Source organism: Allohahella sp. A8 (assembly GCF_047946665.1).
Classification (GTDB): Bacteria; Pseudomonadota; Gammaproteobacteria; order Pseudomonadales; family Oleiphilaceae; genus Allohahella.
This window is the reverse complement of sequence record NZ_CP172312.1, coordinates 4,606,724-4,630,665: the sequence shown is the minus strand read 5'-3', so window position 1 is coordinate 4,630,665 and position 23,942 is coordinate 4,606,724. Positions and strand designations below refer to the sequence as shown.

At 54.5% G+C, this 23,942-nt stretch carries 15 protein-coding genes and 1 pseudogene; 9 read left to right on the top strand and 7 right to left on the bottom strand.

What is annotated here, in order from left to right; all coding sequences use genetic code 11:
- Nucleotides 1–71: 71 nt before the first annotated feature.
- A complete protein-coding gene (locus ACH3PB_RS20670) occupies nucleotides 72–746 on the bottom strand; it encodes a hypothetical protein (protein ID WP_416397382.1) in 675 nt (224 codons plus the stop codon).
- Between the two features lie 283 nt (nucleotides 747–1,029).
- Between ACH3PB_RS20670 and ACH3PB_RS20665 the strand changes: the two genes are divergently transcribed.
- The 4 genes and pseudogenes from ACH3PB_RS20665 (at nucleotide 1,030) to ACH3PB_RS20650 (ending at nucleotide 6,859) form a co-directional block, all read left to right on the top strand.
- Complete coding sequence (locus ACH3PB_RS20665) at nucleotides 1,030–1,494, top strand: DUF6985 domain-containing protein (protein ID WP_416397381.1); 465 nt, start codon at nucleotides 1,030–1,032, stop codon at nucleotides 1,492–1,494.
- Nucleotides 1,495–1,561: 67 nt separating this feature from the next.
- Nucleotides 1,562–2,116 (top strand): hypothetical protein, encoded by a 555-nt coding sequence (locus tag ACH3PB_RS20660; protein ID WP_416397380.1) that lies wholly within the window; start codon nucleotides 1,562–1,564, stop codon nucleotides 2,114–2,116.
- Between the two features lie 45 nt (nucleotides 2,117–2,161).
- Nucleotides 2,162–3,311, top strand: a pseudogene (locus tag ACH3PB_RS20655) (IS3 family transposase).
- 209 nt (nucleotides 3,312–3,520) lie between these two features.
- Nucleotides 3,521–6,859: a WD40/YVTN/BNR-like repeat-containing protein gene (locus tag ACH3PB_RS20650; protein ID WP_416397379.1), complete on the top strand. Its 3,339-nt coding sequence runs from the start codon at nucleotides 3,521–3,523 to the stop codon at nucleotides 6,857–6,859.
- 360 nt (nucleotides 6,860–7,219) lie between these two features.
- Here the strand turns inward: ACH3PB_RS20650 and ACH3PB_RS20645 are convergent, their stop codons facing one another.
- A complete protein-coding gene (locus ACH3PB_RS20645) occupies nucleotides 7,220–7,630 on the bottom strand; it encodes a hypothetical protein (RefSeq protein ID WP_416397378.1) in 411 nt (136 codons plus the stop codon).
- Nucleotides 7,631–7,897: 267 nt separating this feature from the next.
- Between ACH3PB_RS20645 and ACH3PB_RS20640 the strand changes: the two genes are divergently transcribed.
- Both ACH3PB_RS20640 and ACH3PB_RS20635 read left to right on the top strand, forming a co-directional pair.
- The gene (locus ACH3PB_RS20640) at nucleotides 7,898–9,763 is read left to right on the top strand and encodes a lytic transglycosylase domain-containing protein (RefSeq protein ID WP_416397377.1); all 1,866 of its coding nucleotides are present in this window, start codon (nucleotides 7,898–7,900) and stop codon (nucleotides 9,761–9,763) included.
- A 17-nt stretch (nucleotides 9,764–9,780) separates the two neighbouring features.
- The gene (locus ACH3PB_RS20635) at nucleotides 9,781–10,305 is read left to right on the top strand and encodes a hypothetical protein (protein ID WP_416397376.1); all 525 of its coding nucleotides are present in this window, start codon (nucleotides 9,781–9,783) and stop codon (nucleotides 10,303–10,305) included.
- Between the two features lie 10 nt (nucleotides 10,306–10,315).
- Here the strand turns inward: ACH3PB_RS20635 and ACH3PB_RS20630 are convergent, their stop codons facing one another.
- The gene (locus tag ACH3PB_RS20630) at nucleotides 10,316–10,903 is read right to left on the bottom strand and encodes a hypothetical protein (protein ID WP_416397375.1); all 588 of its coding nucleotides are present in this window, start codon (nucleotides 10,901–10,903) and stop codon (nucleotides 10,316–10,318) included.
- A gap of 67 nt (nucleotides 10,904–10,970) precedes the next feature.
- A complete protein-coding gene (locus ACH3PB_RS20625; RefSeq protein WP_416397374.1) occupies nucleotides 10,971–11,378 on the bottom strand; it encodes a DUF4157 domain-containing protein in 408 nt (135 codons plus the stop codon).
- 90 nt (nucleotides 11,379–11,468) lie between these two features.
- Between ACH3PB_RS20625 and ACH3PB_RS20620 the strand changes: the two genes are divergently transcribed.
- Entirely contained in the window at nucleotides 11,469–16,532 is a 5,064-nt protein-coding gene (locus ACH3PB_RS20620) for a diguanylate cyclase (protein ID WP_416397373.1), read from the top strand.
- Between the two features lie 34 nt (nucleotides 16,533–16,566).
- On the opposite strand, the gene ACH3PB_RS20615 is transcribed toward ACH3PB_RS20620, so the two are convergent.
- Together ACH3PB_RS20615 and ACH3PB_RS20610 are read right to left on the bottom strand one after the other, a co-directional pair.
- A complete protein-coding gene (locus ACH3PB_RS20615) occupies nucleotides 16,567–17,196 on the bottom strand; it encodes a hypothetical protein (protein WP_416397372.1) in 630 nt (209 codons plus the stop codon).
- A gap of 222 nt (nucleotides 17,197–17,418) precedes the next feature.
- Nucleotides 17,419–20,076, bottom strand: a complete 2,658-nt coding sequence (locus ACH3PB_RS20610) for an EAL domain-containing protein (protein WP_416397371.1) — start codon at nucleotides 20,074–20,076, stop codon at nucleotides 17,419–17,421.
- Between the two features lie 206 nt (nucleotides 20,077–20,282).
- Here ACH3PB_RS20610 and ACH3PB_RS20605 point away from each other — a divergent pair, with 206 nt between their 5' ends.
- Nucleotides 20,283–22,253, top strand: coding sequence for a diguanylate cyclase (locus tag ACH3PB_RS20605; RefSeq protein ID WP_416397370.1), 1,971 nt, complete (start codon nucleotides 20,283–20,285; stop codon nucleotides 22,251–22,253).
- A gap of 33 nt (nucleotides 22,254–22,286) precedes the next feature.
- On the opposite strand, the gene ACH3PB_RS20600 is transcribed toward ACH3PB_RS20605, so the two are convergent.
- Complete coding sequence (locus ACH3PB_RS20600) at nucleotides 22,287–23,381, bottom strand: hypothetical protein (protein WP_416397369.1); 1,095 nt, start codon at nucleotides 23,379–23,381, stop codon at nucleotides 22,287–22,289.
- A 159-nt stretch (nucleotides 23,382–23,540) separates the two neighbouring features.
- Between ACH3PB_RS20600 and ACH3PB_RS20595 the strand changes: the two genes are divergently transcribed.
- On the top strand, nucleotides 23,541–23,897 hold the full coding sequence (locus tag ACH3PB_RS20595; RefSeq protein ID WP_416397368.1) for a glyoxalase superfamily protein: 357 nt from the start codon (nucleotides 23,541–23,543) through the stop codon (nucleotides 23,895–23,897).
- The last annotated feature ends 45 nt before the right edge of the window (nucleotides 23,898–23,942 follow it).

The window sequence follows — 23,942 nt, the reverse complement described above, 5'->3', positions numbered from 1 at the left end:
GTTGCAGAACTCATAAGACAATCAGGTATCGTTTCCGCTGCCTTGGCAGTCCGTCGACTATCAGCGCAGGACTACGGCGTCCCAGTCTTCCTGATGTTGCGCGCAACCATTGCGATCTTTTGGAATGCTGGAGCGTTGCCCGGTTGGGCTGATAGATCTATGGCTTGCAGTTGGAACACCTGAGCGAGGCTGCCACAGACGACCGCCTGGTTCCCGGCATTTTCGGTATCCATCCACTTGCTCATCATGGCATCTGACTCTGCAACGAAGGCGGAGAGGGTGGCCTCGTCTGCCTTCACGACTGAACCGAGAATTGTCTCCATATCCGCGGCGTGATTTCTCTTTTCCCACTGCTGGAGCGGGGCCGCCGAGTACGACTGCGGAAAGTGCTGATGACAATACTTGGCCATGGCCCGCACAGGGAACATGGCGTAGTGCATTTCGAGCGTCTTTTCGATCACAGCCTTGGTCTCATCGGCGGACAATTCAGCTGGAGCGGCATCCACAGGTTCCTGTTTCGCGTTTGAGGTGGACCGTCGGTTTTGCGTACTTTGCTCGGCCCATCTCTTCTGCCACTGGTTGGTCTGCAGGGTGATCATGTTCTGGTACTGCGCATGGGCATAACCGGCAGCAGGTCCGTCGCCGAACATTCCAAAAGCCAATGCCTGGCCGGAAATGGTGAGGGCGCCCGCGAATAATGGGGCCGTAGTGATAGCGAGCGAGACTAACCTTGCTTTGCCTTTCATGGGATCTCATCCTTGAATTGCCATTGAAGTGGTGGAGCGTAAGCGATTTCTGTTACAGCGCCAAGATAATGTATGAAGTCGTTGTTTTGGAAGGACATTTCCAGGCATTGGCTACCTGAGGTCGATTCTGCACCAGCCCAGCTGACCTCATGACTTCGGTATTCTACTCAAGGAAACCTGAAGCAATCACAAACCCTGTCCGTCAGTTCATAACGAAAACACTTTTTCGATTAACTAATGCATCGGCGAGACGCGAGTTGCGCAGCGCCGCCAAGGAGGGATTGTGGAAGTCATCAGAAATATCACTGAAGGTCGGTTCGGCGTGGAGGGAGAGGTCTACTTTGGTCTGTTTGAGAAATTTATCTCCCTCTCGGTGGAAGACGACAGTATCGCTTATGCAGAACTCTGCGCCGCCCATCTGAACTCACTTTCGGAGAAAGTTATTCTCGATTTATGCCGGGCTTCGATTCGCTACTGCCACGACTTTCTGGAGAACTCAGGCGGCCACCCGAAGAATTTTCAGCACCCAAAGGAAGTGCTGCCGCTAATCTACCCAAGTGTGTTGATTGTCCCCTCCCCTGAAGATCCAGCTCTTCCTGTCGTTCACCTGGAACTCGACTGTGAATGGGAGGAAGAGCACGGAATGGAGTGGATAGTAAGAGGTAACGAGGTTCTGTTTGTCGGCGCCTTCCATGGAGTAAATCCCTGGTCGGACTTTTCGGAAAAGAAGTGCTGGAACTACGCCTGACGCTCCCTGCCTTGAACGCAGTGAGTGTGCTGCGATGCCAAGCGCCTTAAGCGGCGCTAGGAGGAATATGAGACTGATCCTGGCAATTCTGGCGGCAGCATCCGTTCCGCCCCTGATGATAAACATATACTTTCTTCTAGAGCGGCTCGACAATTCTTCGGAAATATTTGCCGATTCTTATTTCTGGTCAGGGATTCTGTTCAAGTTTACCGTATTACTTGTCTTCTCGGCAGGGTATGTCTTGCTGCTCGGTGTACCGACTTATTTGCTACTCCGGAAATTCAACTATTTCCGTTGGCGGCCGATGATGTTTTCGGGTGCAGTTTTTGGCGCCATCCCCGCTGCCAAAGTCACATTGCCACTACAGTATTCCGTTATTCCACCTCATGCTTTGGTCGTGCTTTCACAAGAAAAGTGGACAGAATTTTTTTATGTCGTGTCATTTTGTGCGGTTTGTGGAGCTATGGCTGCGCTAGCCTTCTGGCTTGTGGTGCCAAAAAAGTCTTCCGAAACACCGCCTGCGGCTGGTATAAATCCGCCAAGAGTCCTGCGGCGGCTCATAGGAGAGAGAAATGCACGCAAGGGAGTGGAAATGTCGAGTGGAAAGCCCCCGATACAGTAGACGCCTGACAGCGTTATAATAACGCAATGTCATAGGGTGTGGTTCATGAGCGGAAAACGCTATTCAGAAGAGTTCAAGATCGAGGCAGTGAAGCAGGTCACGGAGCGCGGATACAAAGTCGCGGATGTCTGTCGAAGACTGGATCTGACCTCGAACAGTTTGTACAAGTGGATCAAGCGCTACGGTGATTCAGGCAGTCAGCATCATCAGATCAGCGAACAGCAGGACGAACTGCGTCAGCTGCGAGCTGAGCTGCGGCGGGTCACGGAGGAGCGCGACATCTTAAAAAAGGCCGCTCGATACTTTGCCAGCGAGTCAAAGTAAAGTATCGCTTTATCAAGGCTCATCAGGGCGAGTTTGGGATTCGGGCCATGTGCCGTGTACTGAAAGTACACTTCAGCGGCTTCTATGCCTGGTTAGCCAATCCGGAAAGTTCTCGAGCTGCAGCCAACCGCCGCCTCACTGGTCTCATCAAGCAGTCCTGGCTAGAAAGTGGTGCAGTGTACGGTTATCGAAACATCGCTCTAGACCTGAAGGATCTTGGCGAGCAGTGCAGCAAGAATCGGGTCTATCGGCTCATGCGCTCGGAAGGCATTCGCGCAGAGCGCGGCTATAGGCGACGCAAAGGCTGCTATGGCGGCACACCCAGCCATGTGGCACCGAACCTTCTGGCTAGGCAATTCGAACCGGACAAACCAAATGAGCGGTGGGTGACAGACATTACCTACATCAGAACCCACGAGGGTTTTCTCTATCTTGCGGCGGTTCTGGATCTGTTTTCCAGACAGATAGTCGGCTGGTCAATGAAGTCCCGTATGACGACAGATCTGGTTATGGATGCCCTCCTGATGGCTGCCTGGAAGCGCCGTCCCAAGAACGAGGTTTTGATACAATCGGATCAGGGCTCGCAATACACCAGTCGGGAATGGGCAAGCTTTCTTAAGGACAATCGTCTGAAGCCGAGCATGAGTCGCCGCGGCAACTGCCACGACAATGCCGTTGCTGAGAGTTTCTTCTCGCTCCTCAAAGGCGAGCGAGTTCGGCGAAAGATCTACCGTGACCGAGAAGCGGCGAGGCAGGATATCTTTGAATACATCGAGATGTTTACAACCCGGTTCGGCGTCACGGTAACAACAGAGGATTATCGCCAGTAGAGTTTGAGAAGCAGTATTTCACGGAGCTATCAGGCGTCTAGAAAAGTAGGGGCTTGCCACCTTGAAGGTCTCCACATGCCTGAACGACCAGCTGAACCACGCGCTGCATGTCTAAGCAATCTCAAGGAAACCGCAGTCAAATAATCTATCGAAGTTGCTTCTTAAAGGCACTTGTCTAGGCTTTAATGAACGCGCCTGCTCTACCTACCCAGAACTTGCGCAATTCTTGACTGTGCCTTAAGGACATTAAATGCGTAGAGCAATTCTCCGGAACCAGCGTGTTCTCGGATCACTCCTGTCAGTGTATATCCTCTCGACTTTGACGGCTTGTGACTCTGATGGCAATCGATCGAAGACAAAGGTGCCTGACGGGGTATTCATCGACTCGCCCGTGGAAGGCCTTGCCTATACGACATATTCAGAAACACTTTACGCTGAGCGAATTAATAAGTATGGGCCGCCGCTAAGCGCGGCATTATCTGCAGATGGCAGAACTGTTCTCCTCAGCCCGGAGCCGTATAGCCGTACGATTGGTGATACATTTTTCATGTTGTCCAAGGATAGCGGGGTGAGCTGGAAACTCGTCGACATTCCGGTTGCTGGGCCGGCGAACCGGCTACTGGAGATTTCAGGCCTTCTGGTATCACCGAATGGGAGACTTCTCATCGGCTACGAGGCTCACCTGTTTAGCAAGCGCGCGTTTATTTCGAGGGATGGGGGGGAAACCTGGGCTGTCGAAAACACCTTCCTGCCATGCAGCTCTACCTCTGCATTAATCAGCGTCAATGACACCACACTGCTTGCGGTGGGCTCGACGGCATTAGACTCTTCATTCGCCGACCTCACAGGCTGTCTTGAAATTTCAACGGATGAAGGTCTGACCTGGACCCCCGTGAACAGACCAGTTGAACAGTTTGCAAGCCATGACGTCGCCAGTTCCAAAGACGGACAGGTCATAGTTCTGGCAATGGCAGGATCAAGCTACAAAGGTATTTATCGCTCCGTTGATGGAGGAAAAACCTGGCTATTTCTCGATCGCGATGACCATGTTTACTCCGTCGAAATGTCCCAGAATGGGTTGACGATCCTCGCCGCAGGCGCAAACGCTGTGCACCTTTCTACAGATGGTGGCGACACCTGGAGCGTCACCGAAGGCACACACCGAATTACCGATTATATATATTCCTTATATGACGCTCGCCCGCCTTCGAACCGGTTAAAAATTTCCGGTGCGAACAAGATTATCGCCATGTCGGCAGACGGAAGTAAAATGTTGAAAGGCACTGGATACGATACACAGCTGGTGTCGGAAGATGGCGGGCAGTTCTGGCGCAAGATCAACACGGGTGGGCAAGCCAGTACCTTAGGCATGTCCGCTGACGGCACGACAGTTCTAACGGCGCCTAAGTACGACAACGGGCGCAGCAAAGCCATCAAAATCACGCGTACGGGCCTCACTGAGTACACCGATGCCAACGGCGGCTTCAATTGTGCCGCTAATAGCGATGTCACTTTCATGATTGGCAACCAGGCGCTGCACACTCTGAAATGCGCCAGCATTGTTCACGTTCTGCAGATGGAGGATGGCGACGAAACGGTGCCAAAAGCTATGCGGATCGCCCGATACCTCCAAACGCTAGGCATAAATAATTCGAAAGATGGAGAGGGTATCGATAAGCGTATCAAGATACCGATGGAAGCCCACGATAAAAACACGAAAGTGGAACTCGCCGGAACGGAACAGCAATTCACTACGAGCGTACAGAACGCTGATAAGGCTGTGAATGGCGGTACCGAAAAACCGGTAGTTACTGAAGCTGAGGCAAAGAAGCATATTGACCAAGCTGCTGAAAAGATCGCGCCCGCACTGAAAGAAAAACTTTGCGAGACCAACGCTTGTGGGAAAGACGCGCAGACTCTTGCTAACCCAGCTCCGACCGGCCGGATTGGAGGAACCGTGACAGGTCTTCCTGCTGGCTCAGCGCTATCGCTGGTTCTGAATACAGAATTTGCTTCCCTGTCAGCTCTTGGCAAGACAACCGAAACTATTAGCCTGGCGTCAAACAACGTCTATAAGTTCTCTCGCAGTGTAAAGGCAGCCGCACCTTACAACGTCAAGCTCAGCAGCGACGACCCTGTTCTGCTAGAGCATTGTGAGCTTGCCAATGCATCGGGAACGACTGCCAGTGATGGCAACAGCATCGACGACGTCAACATTACCTGCACCATTCCGGTCGCACTGAATATGACTATTGGCGGATCGGTTTCCGGGTTGGGCCTGGAGCAGTCACTCGTACTAACCAACTTTGAAGAAAGTATCGTGATCAGGACAAACGGGCAGTTTAGCTTTCCCGAGTCGTACGCCGCCGACACGCCATACGACGTGGTTGTAGCCAGCACCGTGCCATCAAGGCTTGACTGTGCGGTACAAAATGGCACTGGCACGATTCCAACCAGCTACGAGTCATCGAAGATCTCGGATATTTCGGTAATCTGCAATACGCTGCCGACGTATGCCATCAGCGGTTCAGTTTCTGGCTTGCCAGAAGGCGGAAGTCTTTTGCTCAATAATCGTGACAGTGATCGGCTGACACCCGTGAGCATGAGCGTGACAAACGGCGTGTTCGAGTTCACCAGCCTTTTCACGGGCGACTACAACCTTTCAATGTCGAATCTTCCGGAGGGTTTTCTCTGCACACTCAGCAGTATAAGTGGTGCTGCCGAATTGTCTGGCGTGTCGGTGGATATCGAATGTGGCGCAGACCCTTCTGCAGGTTACCGTATCGAGGGTAGCGTGAGCGGGCTGCCGACCGGAGAACAAATTACGATCGTCAATACTGATAGTCTGGCAGGTGCCTTCTTCGAAACAGTGAACGCGAATGGCAACTACACTTTTGATGCCTCATTTTCAGGAAATTACAGCTTAAGCGTCACGGGCGCACCGAACGGGTTAGCCTGTGTCTTCAGTCCCACAAACGGTGGGCCAGAGTTCCCACGAGTGACAGCCGATATCGTGTGTACCGGCGCTGTTATTAGCGGCGCAGTATCCGGCCTGCCCGAAGGCACATCGATAGAGCTCTATTTGAGTCTCAGCAGCGGAGATCAGGGCAAGTCCATTGCGGCTGCTTCGCCTACGTTCCAGAGCTATTACCTTCAACCGGGTACGGCTTACACAGTGACGGTTCAGTCTACATCGGCTGGGGTGACTTGTGGTCCTGTGGTTAACGGGTCGGGCACCATTCAGGCAGAGGCGGTTACGAACATCAGCATCGCCTGCTCTGCGACCAACGAAGCCAAGCCTGCGGGTGCTTTAGGTGGCAGCGTCTCTGGCTTGTTGGACGGTGATATTGTCATGATTGAAGACTCCGTCGGTAACGGCGGCTTCCTCGACTCTGCCGGAAACGGCGCGTTCACACTGCCGAACGGCCTCGCTCCTGGAGACAGCTACAGCATCACTGTCACTTACGGAGGCCCTCCGGAATCAGGCGGCGTATGCTCTGTGTCGAGCGGCGGCACAGGGACTATGCCGGCAGTCGACGCTGAACCTAATTACGTCGATGACATCGTCATCGCCTGCAGTTACCCCTGAGCGTAAGCAGGTCAGCTGGCGGACCGTCGGCTGACCTTTTCCATGATCCGTCAGAGAGGAGCGCCTGTTAACACGCCATCCGGCCTCGCTATAAGGAAGACAACGCTGTCGAGATATACCCACCCGTAGATACATATCCGCCTGGCGGAACCAAGAGCTTTTCGTCGGCGCTGGGTTGCAGCTAGAAGGGCTCGCATGAAGTAACCGTATGAGTTGCTTTTCTTCTTACCGCACCACAGAACGATTCCTGATCGTACACGAAGGTGCTGGTAGCCAGGCCAGTTTGAGGTCAAATGCTCTGCAGCTTTGCTATGTTCTCACCTCTCCGGCATATAGCGTACATACATGGGGGGCTGGCTTCTAAATCGGGGCCCGTTCCAGAGCAAGTAGCAAGGCGGCCTTGATATCGTTTTTGATTGCAGCGCTGGCCTTGGCCTGCGAGGCTTCATCGAGCTGATCCCAGGTGGCAGGTAAGTCAGCCACCTCAAGACGGGTGATACTCTCTCCGGCACAATAGCAATAGAATTCCTTCCCTTTAACGAACGGCTCTAGCCCCAGCGTTGCATGGGTGTAAGTGGACAAAGCTACGCCGGCCATCGACTTTTCCCACACTCCATACCCTGAGGAATGGACGAGTCTTCCCGATTCTCGGGGCACAATTTTGAACACGAGATCAAAGCTGGGGATTTCACCAGGACCGGAAATCTCTTCAACATCGAGGCCTTTCGCCCGCAGAATAGCAACAAGTTCATCGCTGGCGAACTGACGCACTGAGTCATCTTCCACCACAGCGAACGCAACCGCTGACCGCAAGGGCCAACAGTACAAACACAAATCCCCGCAGTAGTTTTTTCATGAAGGTTTACCCATCTCCCGTAAAAGGCCGCTACTGTATCTGAAAAGTGCGCAGCAGAAACGCCACCAGGATCGGTACAGTGAAGTTTTGACAATTGTTTACAAGTGCCTCTCTCAGTCTACCTAAGGTGGGAAGTTCAGAGCTTTGCTATGCTCTTACCTATCCCTCCAACTGGATTCGCAATGCTACCGACCATCCGGACACTGACCCTTCTTGCTGCACTGCTGTGCTTCAGCGCGCCGCTCTTTGCCGAAGTGCGCTCGGTCACGGTGCCTATCAATGTTGATTATCGGCATATTCAACAGCTGCTTATCCAGCAGGTATTCACTGGCACGGACAATTCCCTGCGGCCGTGGAGCGATGGCACTAATTGTAACTATCTGACACTGACTGACCCTGTGGTGGATGGATTCGAGGGTCGGCTTCGGGTCATCTCGAAAGGACGCACGCAAGTAGGTGCGGCACTGGGCGGAAGCTGCATCAGCGTATTGAGCTGGAGCGGCCGTTTGGAGACAATCCATGAATTAGTGCTACCCGAAGGACAGAATCGAATCGAGGCGCGCATCGTCGACACGCAACTTCTGAATGATGATGGCCAAGCCGAAAATATGCCGAACCAGCTCTGGACCATCATCAAGAATCAGGTTCACCCTCGCCTCGAAAATCTCCGCGTCGACCTCAACCGGCCCTTCCAGGACCTGAAACAGTTTCTTAGCCTGCTTACCCGGCCGCAGTCGGCCCAGTCCGCATTGGCGCTGATTGAATCTCTTCGCCTCAGCGAAGTCACTGCTGGCGACGATGCAGTGAAGGCCATGCTGATGGCCGATGTGGCGTTGCCAGACAGCCTCCCGGACGCTCCCGAGGCACCGGTTGCGGCGCTGACTGCCGAGGAGCTGGCGCAATGGCACCAGCAGCTCGACGCCTGGGATGGCTTCTTTACCTATGTCACAAAGAATCTGGCCGCCCAGGCCGGCTCACCTGAGCTTCAGGACGAACTACTGGACCTCCTGCTCGATGCGCGTTATCGCCTGAACGAGGCGCTTGTTGAGACCGAGCAAGGCGACTCAAGCCATAGCGACCCGGTGCGAGGCATCTTCCTGCACACCTGGCAACGGCTCGGACCCATCGTTCAAAGAATCGATCTGGAGCAGACGAATTCGGCAGCAAGCCTGCACTACCTGAGCTTCATTGCGGCGGGTGATGCCTTGAAAGCACTGGACGAGCTCGAGGCGTCCACCAACATTGAAGTCTCACTCGATGGCCTTCGCCGACTGGCGCGGATGGTGGCACCTACAGATCAGCTCGATCCGTTAGATTCCGGCGAGGATGTAGACCCGGAGCTGCGCAAGTCTTTCAACTTTGGCGAGCCGCCGCCGCTTCCCGACGCCCCAATCGAACTCAATTTCCTGAACTGGCTTTTCTCGCCAGCCTACGCCGCCGACGTGCCTGCCGCTTTCGATCCAGAGCTCACAAAGCGTCTCAATATCTGGATTCCCAAGCACAAGGATATGCCTGAATATCTACCGCTCGCACATAAGGCACTCAATCATGCCGCCAATGCAACGCTGGTAAAGAAGCCGCTCGATCAAAGCTATCATCCGATGTTCCGTCATGCGATGCTCGCCACGGCCTGGCAGGAGAGCTGCTGGCGCCAGTTCGTCGACAAGGGTGGCAAGCGTCTTCCTCTCACCTCCCCTTCTGGATCGGTGGGCATCATGCAGGTGAACCCCAGAGTGTGGCGCGGTTTCTACGATGTGACCGCTCTGAAATACGATCTCGTCTATAACGCGATGGCCGGCTCGGAAATCCTGATGCACTATCTGAAGGACATCGCCATTCGCAAAGGTGAACACACGATCACCAAAAATCCTGAGAACCTCGCACGAGCCAGCTATAGCGCCTACAACGCAGGCCCAGGCAAACTGACGCGTTACAGGGACAGCAAGGCCACATCCCGCGAGAAACGGGTCGACAAGGACTTTTTCAAAAAATTTCAGGCCATGAAAAAAGATAATCCCCTGGCGGTGCTGGCGTGTTACGGCGGCTGATTCGCATGCGATGTGCCATGCCCGACCTGAATACGCATAGTTACCTGCCGCGGCCCACCGCCGAACAGGATGCCGCCTACACGTCAGAATGGACGGCTGGCATCATCGACCGGCCGCTGCCTAACGCGCCTGCCACGACCCTCGTCGCTGTCCGTACCGCCGCTCACACCGGCTTCGACCGGATCGTCTTCGAGTTCGACGAGCGAGTGCCGGGTTTTCACATCGAGTATATCGACCGCCCCGTGCGGAGGTGCAGGTCCGGCAAGGTCACGCAGCTGGTTGGCTCGAGGTCCGGATGTACCCGGCGAACGCGCACACCGAGAGGGCTTGATATGAGTTACATGAAATACAAAGGCTATTTTGGCTCTGTGGAATATAGCCAGGAAGATCACTGCTTATTTGGCAAGCTTATGTTCATCCGCGATCTGGTGAACTATGAAGCTGTCGACGCCACTTCTCTAGAAAGGGAGTTCAAGGCGTCTGTAAATGAGTATCTGGGTGATATCGGCGCGACGCAAAGTAGATGTGATGACCAAAGTTGAGGGCGCGCCACTACAGAAACCGGACGATATGCTTCAGTTTCTCCACGTCATGGCCCATTTCCAGCCACTGGATTGGGGAGCAGAGTTCGCCCCGGGGGCCTTCCAGATCAGAATGTGGTGAAGTGAAGAATTCTTGCGCCGTGAGCGGATGAACACTCTTGTCGAGCAATGGCAGCACGTCTTCAAGATGCCGAACCGCACGCCCCTCGCTGAACTGCCAGAGAGGAAACAACCTACGTGGACCATACTTGATCGAATACAAGGTGCTATTGAGGATGCGCTGGCGCACACGGGAGGTAGAGACCCCCAGTTTTCTGGCCACCTGATCACTTGTCAATGCGCTCTCGATCAGGATGGCATACTCGGTGGCCATATCGCGGTTCAACTTATCAACGGCGTCCTTATCTACGCCATCAACACCATGCGCGCCGACACGTCTAAAAAATGCCCTGTCCTCTTGGCTCAGACCTGCAGAGGGGTGGGAAGCTCTGTTGCCACCGGAATTCCGGAGGAGATCGGCCGCAATTGAAGCTAGATGCTGAATACTGGTGATACCATGTTTCCTCAGCACCTCCATATCTTCTTCTCTGGCGAACATGATGACATCCTCTTGAACAGCGCGTTAGTGTTAGCATGGCAGGTCTGTGTTTGACCTGGCAATCTCTCTAACTGATCAGATCAGCCGCCACGCGGGCCTGTAAGGATCTGGCAGCTTCTTCGTAGGCAATATCGAGATATGCGGCGTAATGCCCCTTCCGCCGCATCCTGCCTTTCGCATACTGGTAAAGGTAGTTCACCGACATGCCCGCTCGACCGTCCTCTCTGAACTGTTGCACGTGCTTCAGTTCGTGAGCGATCAGGGCGATTCCGTCGGGTGACTCTGGATCATACCGACCAGGCGCGAAGTAGATATGATGTCCGAAGGTGAAGGCGCAGGGCTTGCCATAGACATACCAGGGGATGCCGATGTGTGTTCGGGCCCTTTGCAGGTCGATCTCCGCAATGTACGGAGAGAGCGTTGTCTTGACGTCTTCGGGCAACGGGCGGCCGGGTCGCAAAAGTCTTACTGTCATCGCTCCCCCAAGAAAAGACGCCTGCACAGGGGTACAATGGCGGCGAGCGTCTAAACTATATACCATTATAATAATTAGAAACGGAGTCTCATGCCTAGTGTCGTCTCGTTTCAGTCCGCGGCTATCATAGGCACGGACGAACTCTACCGCAGCCCTCAATCGGTCGTGTATCGCGGGTATTACAAGGACGCACCCGAAGATAGCCCTCCCGTCATTCTAAAACAGCTGAATGTAGACTTTCCGACGCCAGAACAGCTGGCCCGCTTCGCGCATGAATTTGCGCAAACTCAAGCCCTTCAAGGTCCGGGCGTGATTGGTGCCAGAGAACTTTTTCGCCACGAGAACACTATGGTCATGGTGCTCGAGGATTTCGGCGGCGAGTCATTGGATAGACACTGGTCCGGCATCGGGGTTCCCCTGGCGGAATTTCTACCGCTCGCGCTATCGATCGTTGATGCCTTGAGGTCCGTTCATCAAAAGGGGCTTATTCACAAGGACATCAATCCTTCGAACATCGTCTGGAATTCCACGACGAAGCAGGTGAAGTTGATTGATTTCGGTCTCTCTACCGAACTGACGCAGGAACCTAGCCAGCTTGGCAATCCGGCCCAACTGGCTGGCACGTTGGCCTATCTTGCACCGGAACAGACCGGGCGCATGAACAGCGCGATTGATTATCGATCGGACTTCTACGCGCTCGGCATGACGTTCTATGAACTGCTGACCGGACAACTGCCGTTGGCTTCCGATGATCCGCTGGAGTGGGTGCACTGGCATATCGCCAGGACTGCCGCACCGCTTCACACAGTCAATCCCGCCATACCCCTTGTGCTGTCCGATATTGTACTCAAGCTGCTCGCCAAGTCAGCCGAAGACCGCTACGCGAGCCTTTCAGGCTTGCGTCGTGATCTTCGGGCCTGCCATGACCAGCTGCAAGCCAAGGGCGAGATCGATGATTTTGCCATCGCTACTCAGGATATCGCTGACACCCTTCATCTACCCCAACAACTCTACGGCCGCGAAGCAGCCCTCAGCACGCTGTTGAGCGCTTTCGAGACCATGCTGCAGGGCGAGAAGAGCCTGGTGGGCGTGACGGGGCCGGCTGGCATTGGTAAATCATCACTGGTCCGGGAGCTCCTGAAACCCATCGTGGCACAGCATGGCTTTTTCATTGAGGGAAAATTTGATCAGCTGGACAAGGGCACACCATACACTTCGCTCGTCCAGGCCTTTAGAGAGCTGATTCAGATGCTGCTTGCCAAGAGTGACGAGGAGATCGCGGAATGGAGAGCTCGCCTGCTGGAGGCGGTGGGTCCAAACGCAGGCCTCATTACGACTGTCATCCCAGAGCTGGCGTGGATCATTGGCACACCACAAGCTGTACCGGCCTTGTCCGCCGCCGAAAACCGCAACCGATTTACGGCCACCTTCCAGGCCTTCGTAAAAGTATTCTGCGATACCGATCATCCACTCGTGATCTTTCTGGATGACCTTCAGTGGGCCGATCTTTCGTCCCTGAAGCTGATCGAGCAGCTTATGCGAGACCCCACGACTCGTCACCTGCAGATACTGGTGGCTTATCGCGATAACGAAGTCAGCGCTTCGGCGCCTGTTTCGGCATTGTTCAGAGCGCTTCATAGTGCCGACCTACCAGTCATCAACATCTCACTGAGCCCGCTCGAGCGTGCTGATGTGGAGGCGCTGCTTGCGGAAGCGCTCCAATGTCAACGAGGGATGGTCAGCCCGCTGGCACAGCTCGTGCTAGAGAAAACTCTCGGCAACCCTTTTTTCATCAACCAGTTTCTGCACAGCCTGTACCAGCAGTCGCTCCTGAGTTTTTCACAAGCCACCATGCAATGGACCTGGGACACTAACCTGATTGCACAGGCCGGAATCACCGACAATGTCATCGAGCTGATGGTGGACCGACTTCGAACTTTTCCACAAGAGGCCCAGCATCTCCTGTGTCTTGCCGCCTGTATCGGGAATGAGTTTGATCTTGAGTCGCTGGCTGCCATTAGTCGAATAACAGTTCCCCACGCTGCAAAGACGCTACTGAGCATGCTGCGCTCAGGCTTGCTCATCCCCTTGAATGACGCCTACAAGTGGACGCCCCATCTCAATTGGCAGCAGCTCGAGAGTGAAGAGGCAGCCATTGGCTCGGAAACTGCGCTGCCCCGCTACCGCTTTTCTCACGACCGGGTTCAGCAGGCCGCGTACTCTCTCCTGCCCCCTGCATCGAAGGCAGACGTTCATTATCAGATTGGCAACGCGCTACTGCAGAACCCTGGCTATCAGGACAAGACGAACACCTTATTTGAAGTTGCCAAGCATTTTTATCTGGCGAGAACGCTGTTTACCACTTCGAAGGATCTGCTTCGCTATGCGGACATCCAGTGCCAGGCGGGCCAGCGGGCAAAGTCCTCGGCTGCCTTCGGGCCCGCAATGCGCTATTACAGAAGAGGCCTGTCTCGGCTCCCAAAAAACAGCTGGGACGCCGGGTATGACCTGACCTTGCAACTCCATACCGGCTTCGCCGAAATGGCGTATATGAATGGTGACTATGCCGACATGCACGTCACCATCGACAGCGCACTGAATCGGACAAGCGAGCAGCTTGACCAGATTCCGCTTTTTGAAATCCGCATTCTGGCACTGATTGCCCAACACCAGTCCGCCGGGGCTGTCGCCGAAGCTGTCGATGCCGTACGTCGACTCGGAATAGAATTACCGGACCGCCCCGAACAGAGCGACATCGAACGTGCGCTGGGCGAGACAATGACACTGCTGGCCTCTACCTCACCGCAGGCGCTCGCCGATCTGCCCGTGATGACCGACCCACAGTATCTGGCTGCTATCAGAATCATGAACCGGATACTGTCTGCCAGCTATCAGGCAGCGCCTCAATTGTTCCCGATACTGGTCTTTGTCATGGTGCAGCTCTCCTATCGCCATGGGAATACTCAGGGCTCCACTTCCGCTTATGCCACTTACGGCCTCGTTAAAAGCGGGATTCTTGGAGATTATGAATCAGGCTATGAATTCGGCAAGCTCGCCTTGACACTGGTCGACCAGCTGTCGGCGGATGACTGCAAGGCCCGAACCAGTTATGTGTTTGCGGCATTTCTACAGCACTGGAAAGAACCCATTGCGGATACTCAGCCGGTGCTGAGAGACACCTACCAGAGTGGACTTGCGACCGGCGATTTCGAGTATGCTGGTTGGGCCGCCATGATGACAGGCGTGCACGGATTCTTCGCAGGTGAGCCCTTGCCAGCGATTGAAAAAATGAGCAGAGAATACTGGTCGGTCATTGATCAGTTAAAACAACAAACCGCCCATCTGCACTTCTCCATCTTCCTGCAGGCGATATCCAATCTGCAGAACGATGGTGAACATCCCACGAGCCTGACCGGCAGCTACTTTGACGAGCACGTATCGGTGCCCAAACTCCTGGAAGCTGGCGATCGCACAGGACTCTTTATTGTGTATTTCAATCGGCTTGTCCTGTCCTACCTGATGGGCGACCACGCTGGCGCTGCCCGGGCCGCCGCTGAGGGCGAGCAGTATCTTGATGGCGTGGTCTCATCTGCCTACATACCTCAGTTCCACTTTTATGCCACGCTGGCCATTCTTCCTCAATCACGCGAAACGGCGAAGCTACAAGACTGCATTGATAAAATGACGGTATGGGCCGAGCACTCGCCGGTGAATTACGAGCACCGCCTGGCCCTCCTGACTGCGGAGCGTGCGCGCTTGTCCGGAGATCGTTCCATGTCCACGATCGAAATCTATCAATCGGCGATCGATGCAGCTCGCTCTCGTGGTTTTCTGCAGGATGAGGCGCTGGGGAACGAACTGCTGGCGGCGTTTTTCGCGCAACACGAGCAAACCGAATTTGCTCAACTGTATCTGACCAGAGCCTACCACCTCTACCGATTCTGGGGCGCCGAGGCGAAACTACGGCAGCTGAGAGCGCAGCACCACTCGCTCGCAGGCCAGCAGGAGGTTTGGCATCTAAAAAGTATGCGGGGATCTATGGATATTTCGCATGCACAGCCAGCGAGCACGCTCGACTCGATGTCGGTTATCAAGGCCTCACAGGCCATATCCGGTGAGATACAGCTTGAGTCGCTGCTGCAGAAAATGATGACGCTGGTCATCGAAAATGCCGGCGCCCAACGGGGCTATTTATTGCTCGCCAACGAGAACGAAACCACAGGCGTTTGTGAGTGGACAATCGAAGCCGAAGCTGTGATGGGGGAAATGGTAGCGGTACAGCTGAGCCGGCCAATTGATTTTTCCACGGACCAGAGTTTACCGACCACGATATTGCAGTATGTCGCAAGAACACGTGAGCCGGTGATCCTGGGCGAGAGAATTCAAAGGAGCCGATTTTCCGGCGACCCCTACCTGCAACAGGCGCAGCCAGCCTCGGTGTTGTGCGCACCCATTCTCAGCCGCAGCACGATTCTTGGCATGATCTATCTGGAGAACTCGCTTACCAGGAACGCCTTTACACCAGAGCACATGCAGACCATTCAGTTCCTGGCCGCACAAACTGCCATCTCTCTCGAGAACGCCTCACTCTATAGCAACCTCGAAGCCAGGGTTGAGCAGCGAACTCGCGAGCTGAATGAAGCCAACGCAAAACTGACCTACATCGCAACGACGGATTCACTTACCCAGGCCTACAGCCGGCACCACTTTCTCGAGCTGGCTACGCAGGAACTGCATCGTACCTTGCGGTTCAACCGTCCGCTCGTGATCATGATGATCGATATCGACCACTTCAAGAGGATCAATGACACCTATGGCCATGCTGTCGGCGACAAGGCGCTGCTGATGGTGGCATCAATCATCAGACAAGGCCTCCGGGACCTGGATATATTCGGCCGACTCGGCGGCGAGGAATTCGCCGTACTGGCGCCTGAAACTACCCTTGAGGAAGGTCTTCAACTTGCCGAACGGATACGCGCCCTGGTTGAGAAGACGGCCATTGAATCGCCGCCTCACAGCTTCCACTTGACCATCAGCATAGGGCTAAGCGCCGCCCTCGGCCCGAATGCGACAATTGTCAGTCTGTTACAGCAGGCTGACAAAGGGCTCTACAAGGCCAAGCGAAAGTCGCGCAACCGGGTTGAAATCGGCTAGCGCTCATTCGCATCGTGAAGCGCCCCATTCGCCGTCAAACCTTGGACCGGCGCCCCCGCCAGAACAGACCCATCGCCGCGATCATCGCCAAGGGCAAGCTGCCAGGCAGGTTCACCTTACTTGGATTATCAGTGCCTTCACCGCTGTCATAAAACGTGATCAGGGTTTCACCGTAGGCGTCAGCAACGATGACCGGTGGGCAGTCCTCATCTTCATAAGGGACACAATAGTTGGGGATGTAATAAATCGCAGAAGCGAAGCCAAAGATATAGGTGTCGTCCAGCGAGACGCGATTCATGAAATTGAAAGTCTGCTCGTCCAGTCCGTCCTCAAACAGAAACACGCGTAGCATTGCTGACAAATCAAAGGCTCTCTCTTCCGGATCGTGATAGGCGTAGCCAGCATTGAACCAGGGCTCATCACGTTCGCTGGCGTAGGTGGCGAAGAACACGCCGAAGAAGCTCACCTCAACGGTTGTGGTCTCATCGCTGGCGCCGAACTCAAACACGTAGTCCAGATCGATCTGTTCCGGTACCCAATTGATGTCGATCTTGATTTGCTCCGGCATCATATAGCTGGCCTGGGCGAGCGGGGCGAGTAGCAAAGGGGCTATCAAGAGGCAGTTTCGAGCGAATGACCGTGCGGCTTTCGAGACCTTAAACATGAGCTTATCTTCCGTGTAAAGACGATGGTATGGAACTTCCTTGCGATACCAGACATCGAACTACTTGGGGCAGGCGAGTTTCTGTAGATATTAAGGCCAATCGTCCAAATTGCCTAGGACTTATGGCTCATATTGACCCTTCGATTTGTACCTAATCCGTACTGTCGTCGTAAGGTTCAGGGACCGATGCAGGCTCGCACGACGCAATTGGCACCTGCACGATCAAGCCTCCGGGTGGCTGAAAATGCCCGCAGTCTCCGTCAACACGCCTTGAAGAGCGTCCAGCGAAACTGGTCTGCTCATGTAATAGCCCTGCAAAACATCACAGCCCATACTGTTGAGGATGTCGAAACCGTCTTTCGTTTCAACGCCCTCGGCGACAATTTTCAGCCCCAGAGCGTGCGCCATCCTGATGCTGGTTTCGACGATGATACGGTCGCCGCCCTCTGCATGACCCAGGTTCATCACAAAGGAGCGGTCCAGCTTGATCTCCTGGATGGGAAGCCGCTTGATGTACGCAAGTGATGAGTAGCCTGTACCGAAGTCATCGATAGACAAACCGACTGTCATCTTGTGCAGGTCGTGCAGCACTTCCAGGGCTCGCTCAGGATCACTCATCATGGCGGTTTCTGTGACTTCCAGGATGAGCACCCCTGGCGGCAGGTCAAAGCGCTTCAGCGCGCGTGAAACCTTCTTCGGGAAGTCCCGATCACGCAGATTTACAGCCGATGTATTCACCGCAACAGTCAGATGAAACCCCTGCTTGCGAAGGCTGGCGATACTGCTCAACGCCTCGTTCAGCACCCACTCCGTCAGCGCATGAATACTGCCAGTCTGTTCAGCGACGGGAATGAATTCGTTCGGCCCGATGAACCCATGCTGAGGGTGTTGCCATCGCAACAGCGCTTCTACCGAATCAATCGACAGGGACTTCGCCGTAATCTTGGGCTGATACGCAAGCGTCAACAAGTTTTCCTTGATGGCCCTGCGAAGATCGCCGGCCAGGCTGAGCCTGCGTTCGCTATAGGGATTGATTTGCTCGCTGTAGAGTGTGTAGAGCGTGTTCAGTCGCGAACAGGCATCGACGGCGATTTGCGCTTTCTGTAGCAGGGTATCGATCTGCTGCCCATGGTCAGGTAAGAGGGCAATGCCCGTTATCGCGCCTACCTCGATGATGAGTTGACCCGAAGCGCATGGCTCAGACAGTTCCAGCACGAATTTGTCCAGGGCCGCAGCTAATGCCGGGCCTGGCAGACCATCCCCCTGCCCCTGCGTATCGGGTACTCGTAGCACGAGCGCGAACGAAGCGCCCTCGATGCTGCACACGAATTGTGTCTCCGCCGGACTCAGCGAAACGACGCCTGGCAAGGCCGCCGCTTGTGACTCGAGTCTCTGAGACAACAATTGAAGAACCCGATCTGCCTCTGTATGACCCAGTGTCTTGTTGACCTCGTGGAACCGGGAAAAATGGATGAGACAGATCGCGTAGCGATGCTTCGAAGCAGCCTGTTGTTGATACCAGGATTCGAGAAAGGCGCGATTGGGTATCTGCAGACGGTGATGATAGAGCGCCTGTCGAAAGAGACCAGCCTCTGCGGCGCGCCGATGCTCGATTTCAGCCAGCAAGGCCAGCTGTGATTCAGACCGCTGCCTTCGCTCCTGAGTCAGGCGGTCAGCCAGGGCGAAGGACAGCAGTATGGCCTCGAGTGCAGAAAATAGCGGCGGGCTGTTTTCTGTCCACGACGACCGTGGGATGACATCGAACACAGCGAGGGTGAACACCAGTATGGCCAGCAACACACCAGCCCAGGCAATCGTGTAGTAGCGAGCCAGGGTGCTGCCTTTCAGCCACATATAGGGGCCGGCCAGCATGCAGCTCAGAAATGTTGGGAACAGCACGGCAACTGACGCGAATATCACGGTTTTGTACTCGCCGAAGAGGGCAACCGCGAATACGCAGACGGTTGCCGCAGCAAGCCCCATGAACCACTTGTGCAGACGCGGCGCATGTACGTCCAGCCGCAGAAAAGCGACAGTGAATAGCCCGGCTGAAAGCACCATGGTTGGCACTGAGAATCTGAAGATGTGGTCTTGAATGGCACCGAGTTCAGGGAAGAAGAATTGGGCCCATAGGCCGGTGATCGAAACCTGGGTGAACAATGTGGCGAGAACGAAAGTGATGTAGTACAGATACACTCTTTCGCGCAACGATAGAAAAAGAAAGAGGTTATAGAACAACATGGCAAGCATCACGCCGAAATAAAGGGCGTGCTTGACCGTGTCCCTTTGTGCTCGCTCGTAAAAGTGATTCGGCGCAGCGATCATCATCGGGGCTTGCATGGAACTTTTCGAGCGTATTCTGAAGTAGAGTGTCGTCTCGTCTCCTGCTTCAAGCGCCACCGGGAAAGCGAAGAAGCGGTTGTTGATCAACCGGGTGGAGAGGGGCCGATGGTCACCTGTGGTGACGCGTTGGACAATAGCCCCGTCCTCGACGCGATAATATTCGATGTCATCCAGTATGGGATGGTTAAGGCTGACAATGCGTTCGATAGATCGACTACTGCTGTTGAATAGCTGGATTCGCAGCCAGAGCGTACCTGACTCGAAGCCGAAGTTAAGCGTACGAGCGCCAGCCGGACGCCATGGCTCCGAAGCCGCCTGCTGAATGTCGCTGAAGGTTTGTGGATCGATCCCGCCGTTTTGGTCTTCGTGGAGCTGATAGTAGAGGTGATCGTTCAGTGACTGCTGCGTTTCGCTCACAGAGATATCGAATCGCTCAGCATTCAACGCGGATGAAGACGCAGAAGCGATGGGGACCAAAAGGATACAAAGCGTGCTTAATACCCTGAAAACCAGCGTCACGCTCGTTCTGCTGGTCAAAATCACTACCCCTCCCCTATCGTCGAGTTCTACGTGAACGCGATGTAGCGCGCTCGAATGCATCTGTTTCAGGAAGTATAGTCGGCACATTCGTATCCGCTATCCGTCATCAAACGCAGCGCAAAGCTATAGTTTAGAGCGCACCGGCTGGCCCGCAGTAGTCTATCCTTTCTCTTAACCGCCCTGCTTCCACCAAAATTCGACTCATGAACGAGGCCAATACCATTCATCTGCCCTGCAGACGAGCGCTCCTGCTCGTCACTGATTATCTCCAGGCCTGGCGCCACAAGGACATTAGCTACGGAAGCCTGAGAATTCTGACGCTGTTGATGCTTGCGTTCACCCTCACACATGCAAGCCTTTCGCACGCCAGCGCTGCCGTGGAGTCAGAGCGGCCGCTTGCCCAGGCCGGTATTATCGATCTCACGGATTATCCGCTGGGAACGTCTGAGCTTTTGCCGCTGGATGGCGAGTGGCTGTTTCTCTTCGGAGAGTTCGCTGATCCGACCGAGCCTTTTCCGCATGACCGCGCCCACACCGTGGTGGTACCGGACAGCTGGAACTTCTATGAGCTCGATGGTGAGGCGGTGCCCGTCATGGGATACACGTCCTATTACCTCAAGCTGAAGCTGCCCGAATCCCTTACGGGCAAACTCGGCCTGCGAATCCCCAACGAGGGGCCGGGCTATGCCCTGTATATCAACGGCAGCCTGGCGAAGCAGATTGGTGTGCCTGGCACGACTGAAGCGAGCAGCATACCCCAATACGGTACCGCGAGCATTTCATTGCCCGAGGATGCCCAGACAGTCGAATTGCTCTTTCACGTGTCCAACTTCAGTTATAACTGGGCTGGGCTTTGGTATTCAGTAGAGCTTGGTTTCGCGGATACGGTACACCAGCAACGAAACGCCGATATCTACTGGGACTTCTTTGTAGCAGGCATCTTCTGCGTCACCGCGCTATTCCATCTGTCTTTCTGGCTCATGCGCCGGAATGACTGGCTGTCACTGGCTTATGTGGCTGTGACGGTATTGGCACTAGCGAGAACGGTATCGACGGGCGAAACAATCATGCTGTTTTTGTTTCCTGACCTGCCCTTCTCCATCCTGATGAAGCTTGAGTATGGCTCCTTCTATGCGCTGACCGCCGCTTCGATGTTGTTTACGAAATTCGCCTTTCCAGCGGAGACTGACCGGCGCGCGGCTCGATTGGTAGTTGGTCTCGGGTGTGCTGGTCTCCTGTTCGTAGTATTCACGCCAATCGTGTGGTTCGCCGAACTTGTCACCTTCTATCAGCTGCTTAGTCTGGTTGCGATACTGTATTTCGTGTACATCGCCATCAAGGCCATTCATAACAATCGAGATGGTGCAAAGCTCATCGTTTTCGGCTGGTCTACGTTCTTCATATTCATTCTTAACGATATTCTGTATGCCAAGCTAATTATCCAGACCGGCTACTGGCTGGATATCGGCCTCTGCGTGATGATCCTTTCGCAGTCGATTCTCATCAACTCCCGGTTCGTGAATACGTCGAAGCAGAACAAGATGCTGCTCCGCACTGTGGAAAAGCGCAATCTCGCCCTGAACGATCTCACCCACAACCTCGAATTAAAGGTCCAGCAGAGAACGCAGGAGCTCCAGACTGCGATGGAAGAAATCGAAACGCTGGCGATGACGGACGAGCTGACCGGCCTGTCGAACCGTCGCGCGTTTCTTCAGCTGACGCACTATGAGCAGTCCCAGGTACAGCGATATCCGAGCCTCTTCTGTATCGGCCTCATCGATATCGACAACTTCAAGTCAGTCAACGATACCTTTGGCCACGATGTGGGCGATGAGGTGCTCAAGACTGTTGCCAGAACGATCGGAAAGGCGACTCGGCCTCAGGACAAGGTGGCACGTTGGGGTGGCGAGGAGTTCATCATCCTGTTTCCCAAAACATCGAGGGAGGACGTGATACATGTAGCGGAGCGGGTCCGTCGGCTGATCGCCGAAACCCCGGTGGCGGTTGGAGAAGTGGCCATCCAGCCGACGATTACCATGGGCGTTGCTGGCTCTGAGGAGAAGGAGACGATCCAGGAACTTATTCAGTTGGCGGACGCCCGACTCTATTATGGCAAGCGCCATGGCAAGAATCGGGTTTGCATTACCGTAGATGATGAGCCACAGACTACTTAGTCTGGGTGCTGCGTTAGCAGTCCTTTCGAGTCGTCAAAACGCCAGAGACACCTTGAACTCGTTGTAGTAGTACTTCAGCGCGTTCTTGCCGCGGAAGCTTTCCCAGAAATTCAGCTCCAACTGGATCGGCAGTGGAAGCGCGCCTCTCTGCCAGGCAGGGATGCCATTCCAGTTCAACCCGATGCGATACTCCTGGTCACGAAAATCGCTGTTGTCCGACAGGTAGAACGTCGACTGCCCTGACGGTGACTTATAGCTGTCTTTGCCCTTGTTCTTCTGATAGTAGGCCGCGAAGACACGCATCTGATCATCCAGAAAGCGGTAGCCGAACTCGATGTCGAGTATCGTATAGTCACCAACATCCCGCTTCAGATGCTCCTTGAAGGCAGCAGGCGTGATGGAGAGCATTGATTGCGGCACTCTGAGCGTCTGGCGATCACTCAGGTTGATGCCGTGCTCGAGCTGTACTGCCAGATCGAAGCGATAACCAAGGTCTCTGAAATAATCAAAGCGCAGGATGAGGTCGTTGGCGCCGTCATCAGCTATTGGCTGGAACAGGATGTCTGGGTCGTTTTTGTCCGTCATCCGACCCAGGCGAATGCCGGGCATGAAAAACAGACTGTCCCGTCCACTGCTATGGATGCGCCAGAAAGCGCCAACGATAGGCGCTACCAGGCCAGAGTCGCAATGACTGGCGACGTCCTCATAGGCAAATGGTCCGGCCTGTGCGGTAAGTGCAGCTGACAGCACGTCTCCTGAACCGTTGCGTGTCCCTACCGTCGCGTCGCTGCAGGAGTCAACCAGTGGCAAGCGTACACCCACTGCAAGATCGTCAGTAATCCCGTGACCGGCAGTAATTTCGATGAAGTTGGTTTCGAAAGACAGTTCCACCTGACTGCTGTCACCTAGAAGCCCAAAGCCATCCAGCGGTACGCCGGATAGCGTGCTGCTGAACCGCTCAGGCTTACCCTGTTCATTGAATTGTGATGACACTCTGCCCTGGCCGATATTGAAATCGACTACCGTGATACCTTGGGGAATGAACAGGCCCCAGGTCGGTTCTACAGGTTCAGCGTGAGTGGGTGCGCTTGCTGCAGCGAGCGCAAGAAAGAGTGTGGTGCGTTTCATGATCACAGCAAGAGGGTCGTCTAATAATGGCGGCGAGAAGGCTCGCCAGGGGTGGAATTTGGTATGGTCGTTATCGAGTATAGCTAGGGGGTCGAGGCTGTCGAGTGAGGCGAAACAGATAGAAATTGGCTACAGGCTTATCAGGCAAGGAGAGTATTGATGCAGTTTAAAGTCATTCCAGTTGTGCGGATTTTCGATGAAACCAAGGCGAAAGCGTTCTATCTGGAATTCCTCGGTATGTCACTGGAGTGGGAGCACCGATTCGAGCCCGACGCGCCTCTCTACATGCAGGTTTCCAGAGGCGATCTGGTTCTTCATCTCAGCGAGCATTCGGGAGACTGCACGCCGGGCTCGAAGATCTTTGTGAACACCGATGAACTCGATACTCTGCACCGCGAAGTTACATCGCGCGGATACAGATATTCGCGACCAGAGATCACCACGGCGCCATGGGGCGACAGGATGTTTGAGGTGGTGGATCCTTTTTGTAATAGGATATTGTTTAATGAGCGCTGACTGGCTGATTGGCGTGTGAAAAGGCGGCTGGCCTGACGTTTCTTT

Bases quoted from the DNA above. Each gene is read 5' to 3' on its own strand.
- ACH3PB_RS20640 (WP_416397377.1), top strand. From the start codon at position 7,898: ATGCTACCGACCATCCGGACACTGACCCTTCTTGCTGCACTGCTGTGC.
- ACH3PB_RS20600 (WP_416397369.1), bottom strand. From the start codon at position 23,381: ATGAAACGCACCACACTCTTTCTTGCGCTCGCTGCAGCAAGCGCACCC.
- ACH3PB_RS20630 (WP_416397375.1), bottom strand. From the start codon at position 10,903: ATGTTCGCCAGAGAAGAAGATATGGAGGTGCTGAGGAAACATGGTATC.
- ACH3PB_RS20615 (WP_416397372.1), bottom strand. From the start codon at position 17,196: ATGTTTAAGGTCTCGAAAGCCGCACGGTCATTCGCTCGAAACTGCCTC.
- ACH3PB_RS20605 (WP_416397370.1), top strand. From the start codon at position 20,283: ATGAACGAGGCCAATACCATTCATCTGCCCTGCAGACGAGCGCTCCTG.
- ACH3PB_RS20635 (WP_416397376.1), top strand. From the start codon at position 9,781: ATGCCCGACCTGAATACGCATAGTTACCTGCCGCGGCCCACCGCCGAA.
- ACH3PB_RS20625 (WP_416397374.1), bottom strand. From the start codon at position 11,378: ATGACAGTAAGACTTTTGCGACCCGGCCGCCCGTTGCCCGAAGACGTC.
- ACH3PB_RS20650 (WP_416397379.1), top strand. From the start codon at position 3,521: ATGCGTAGAGCAATTCTCCGGAACCAGCGTGTTCTCGGATCACTCCTG.
- ACH3PB_RS20660 (WP_416397380.1), top strand. From the start codon at position 1,562: ATGAGACTGATCCTGGCAATTCTGGCGGCAGCATCCGTTCCGCCCCTG.
- ACH3PB_RS20670 (WP_416397382.1), bottom strand. From the start codon at position 746: ATGAAAGGCAAAGCAAGGTTAGTCTCGCTCGCTATCACTACGGCCCCA.
- ACH3PB_RS20595 (WP_416397368.1), top strand. From the start codon at position 23,541: ATGCAGTTTAAAGTCATTCCAGTTGTGCGGATTTTCGATGAAACCAAG.
- ACH3PB_RS20620 (WP_416397373.1), top strand. From the start codon at position 11,469: ATGCCTAGTGTCGTCTCGTTTCAGTCCGCGGCTATCATAGGCACGGAC.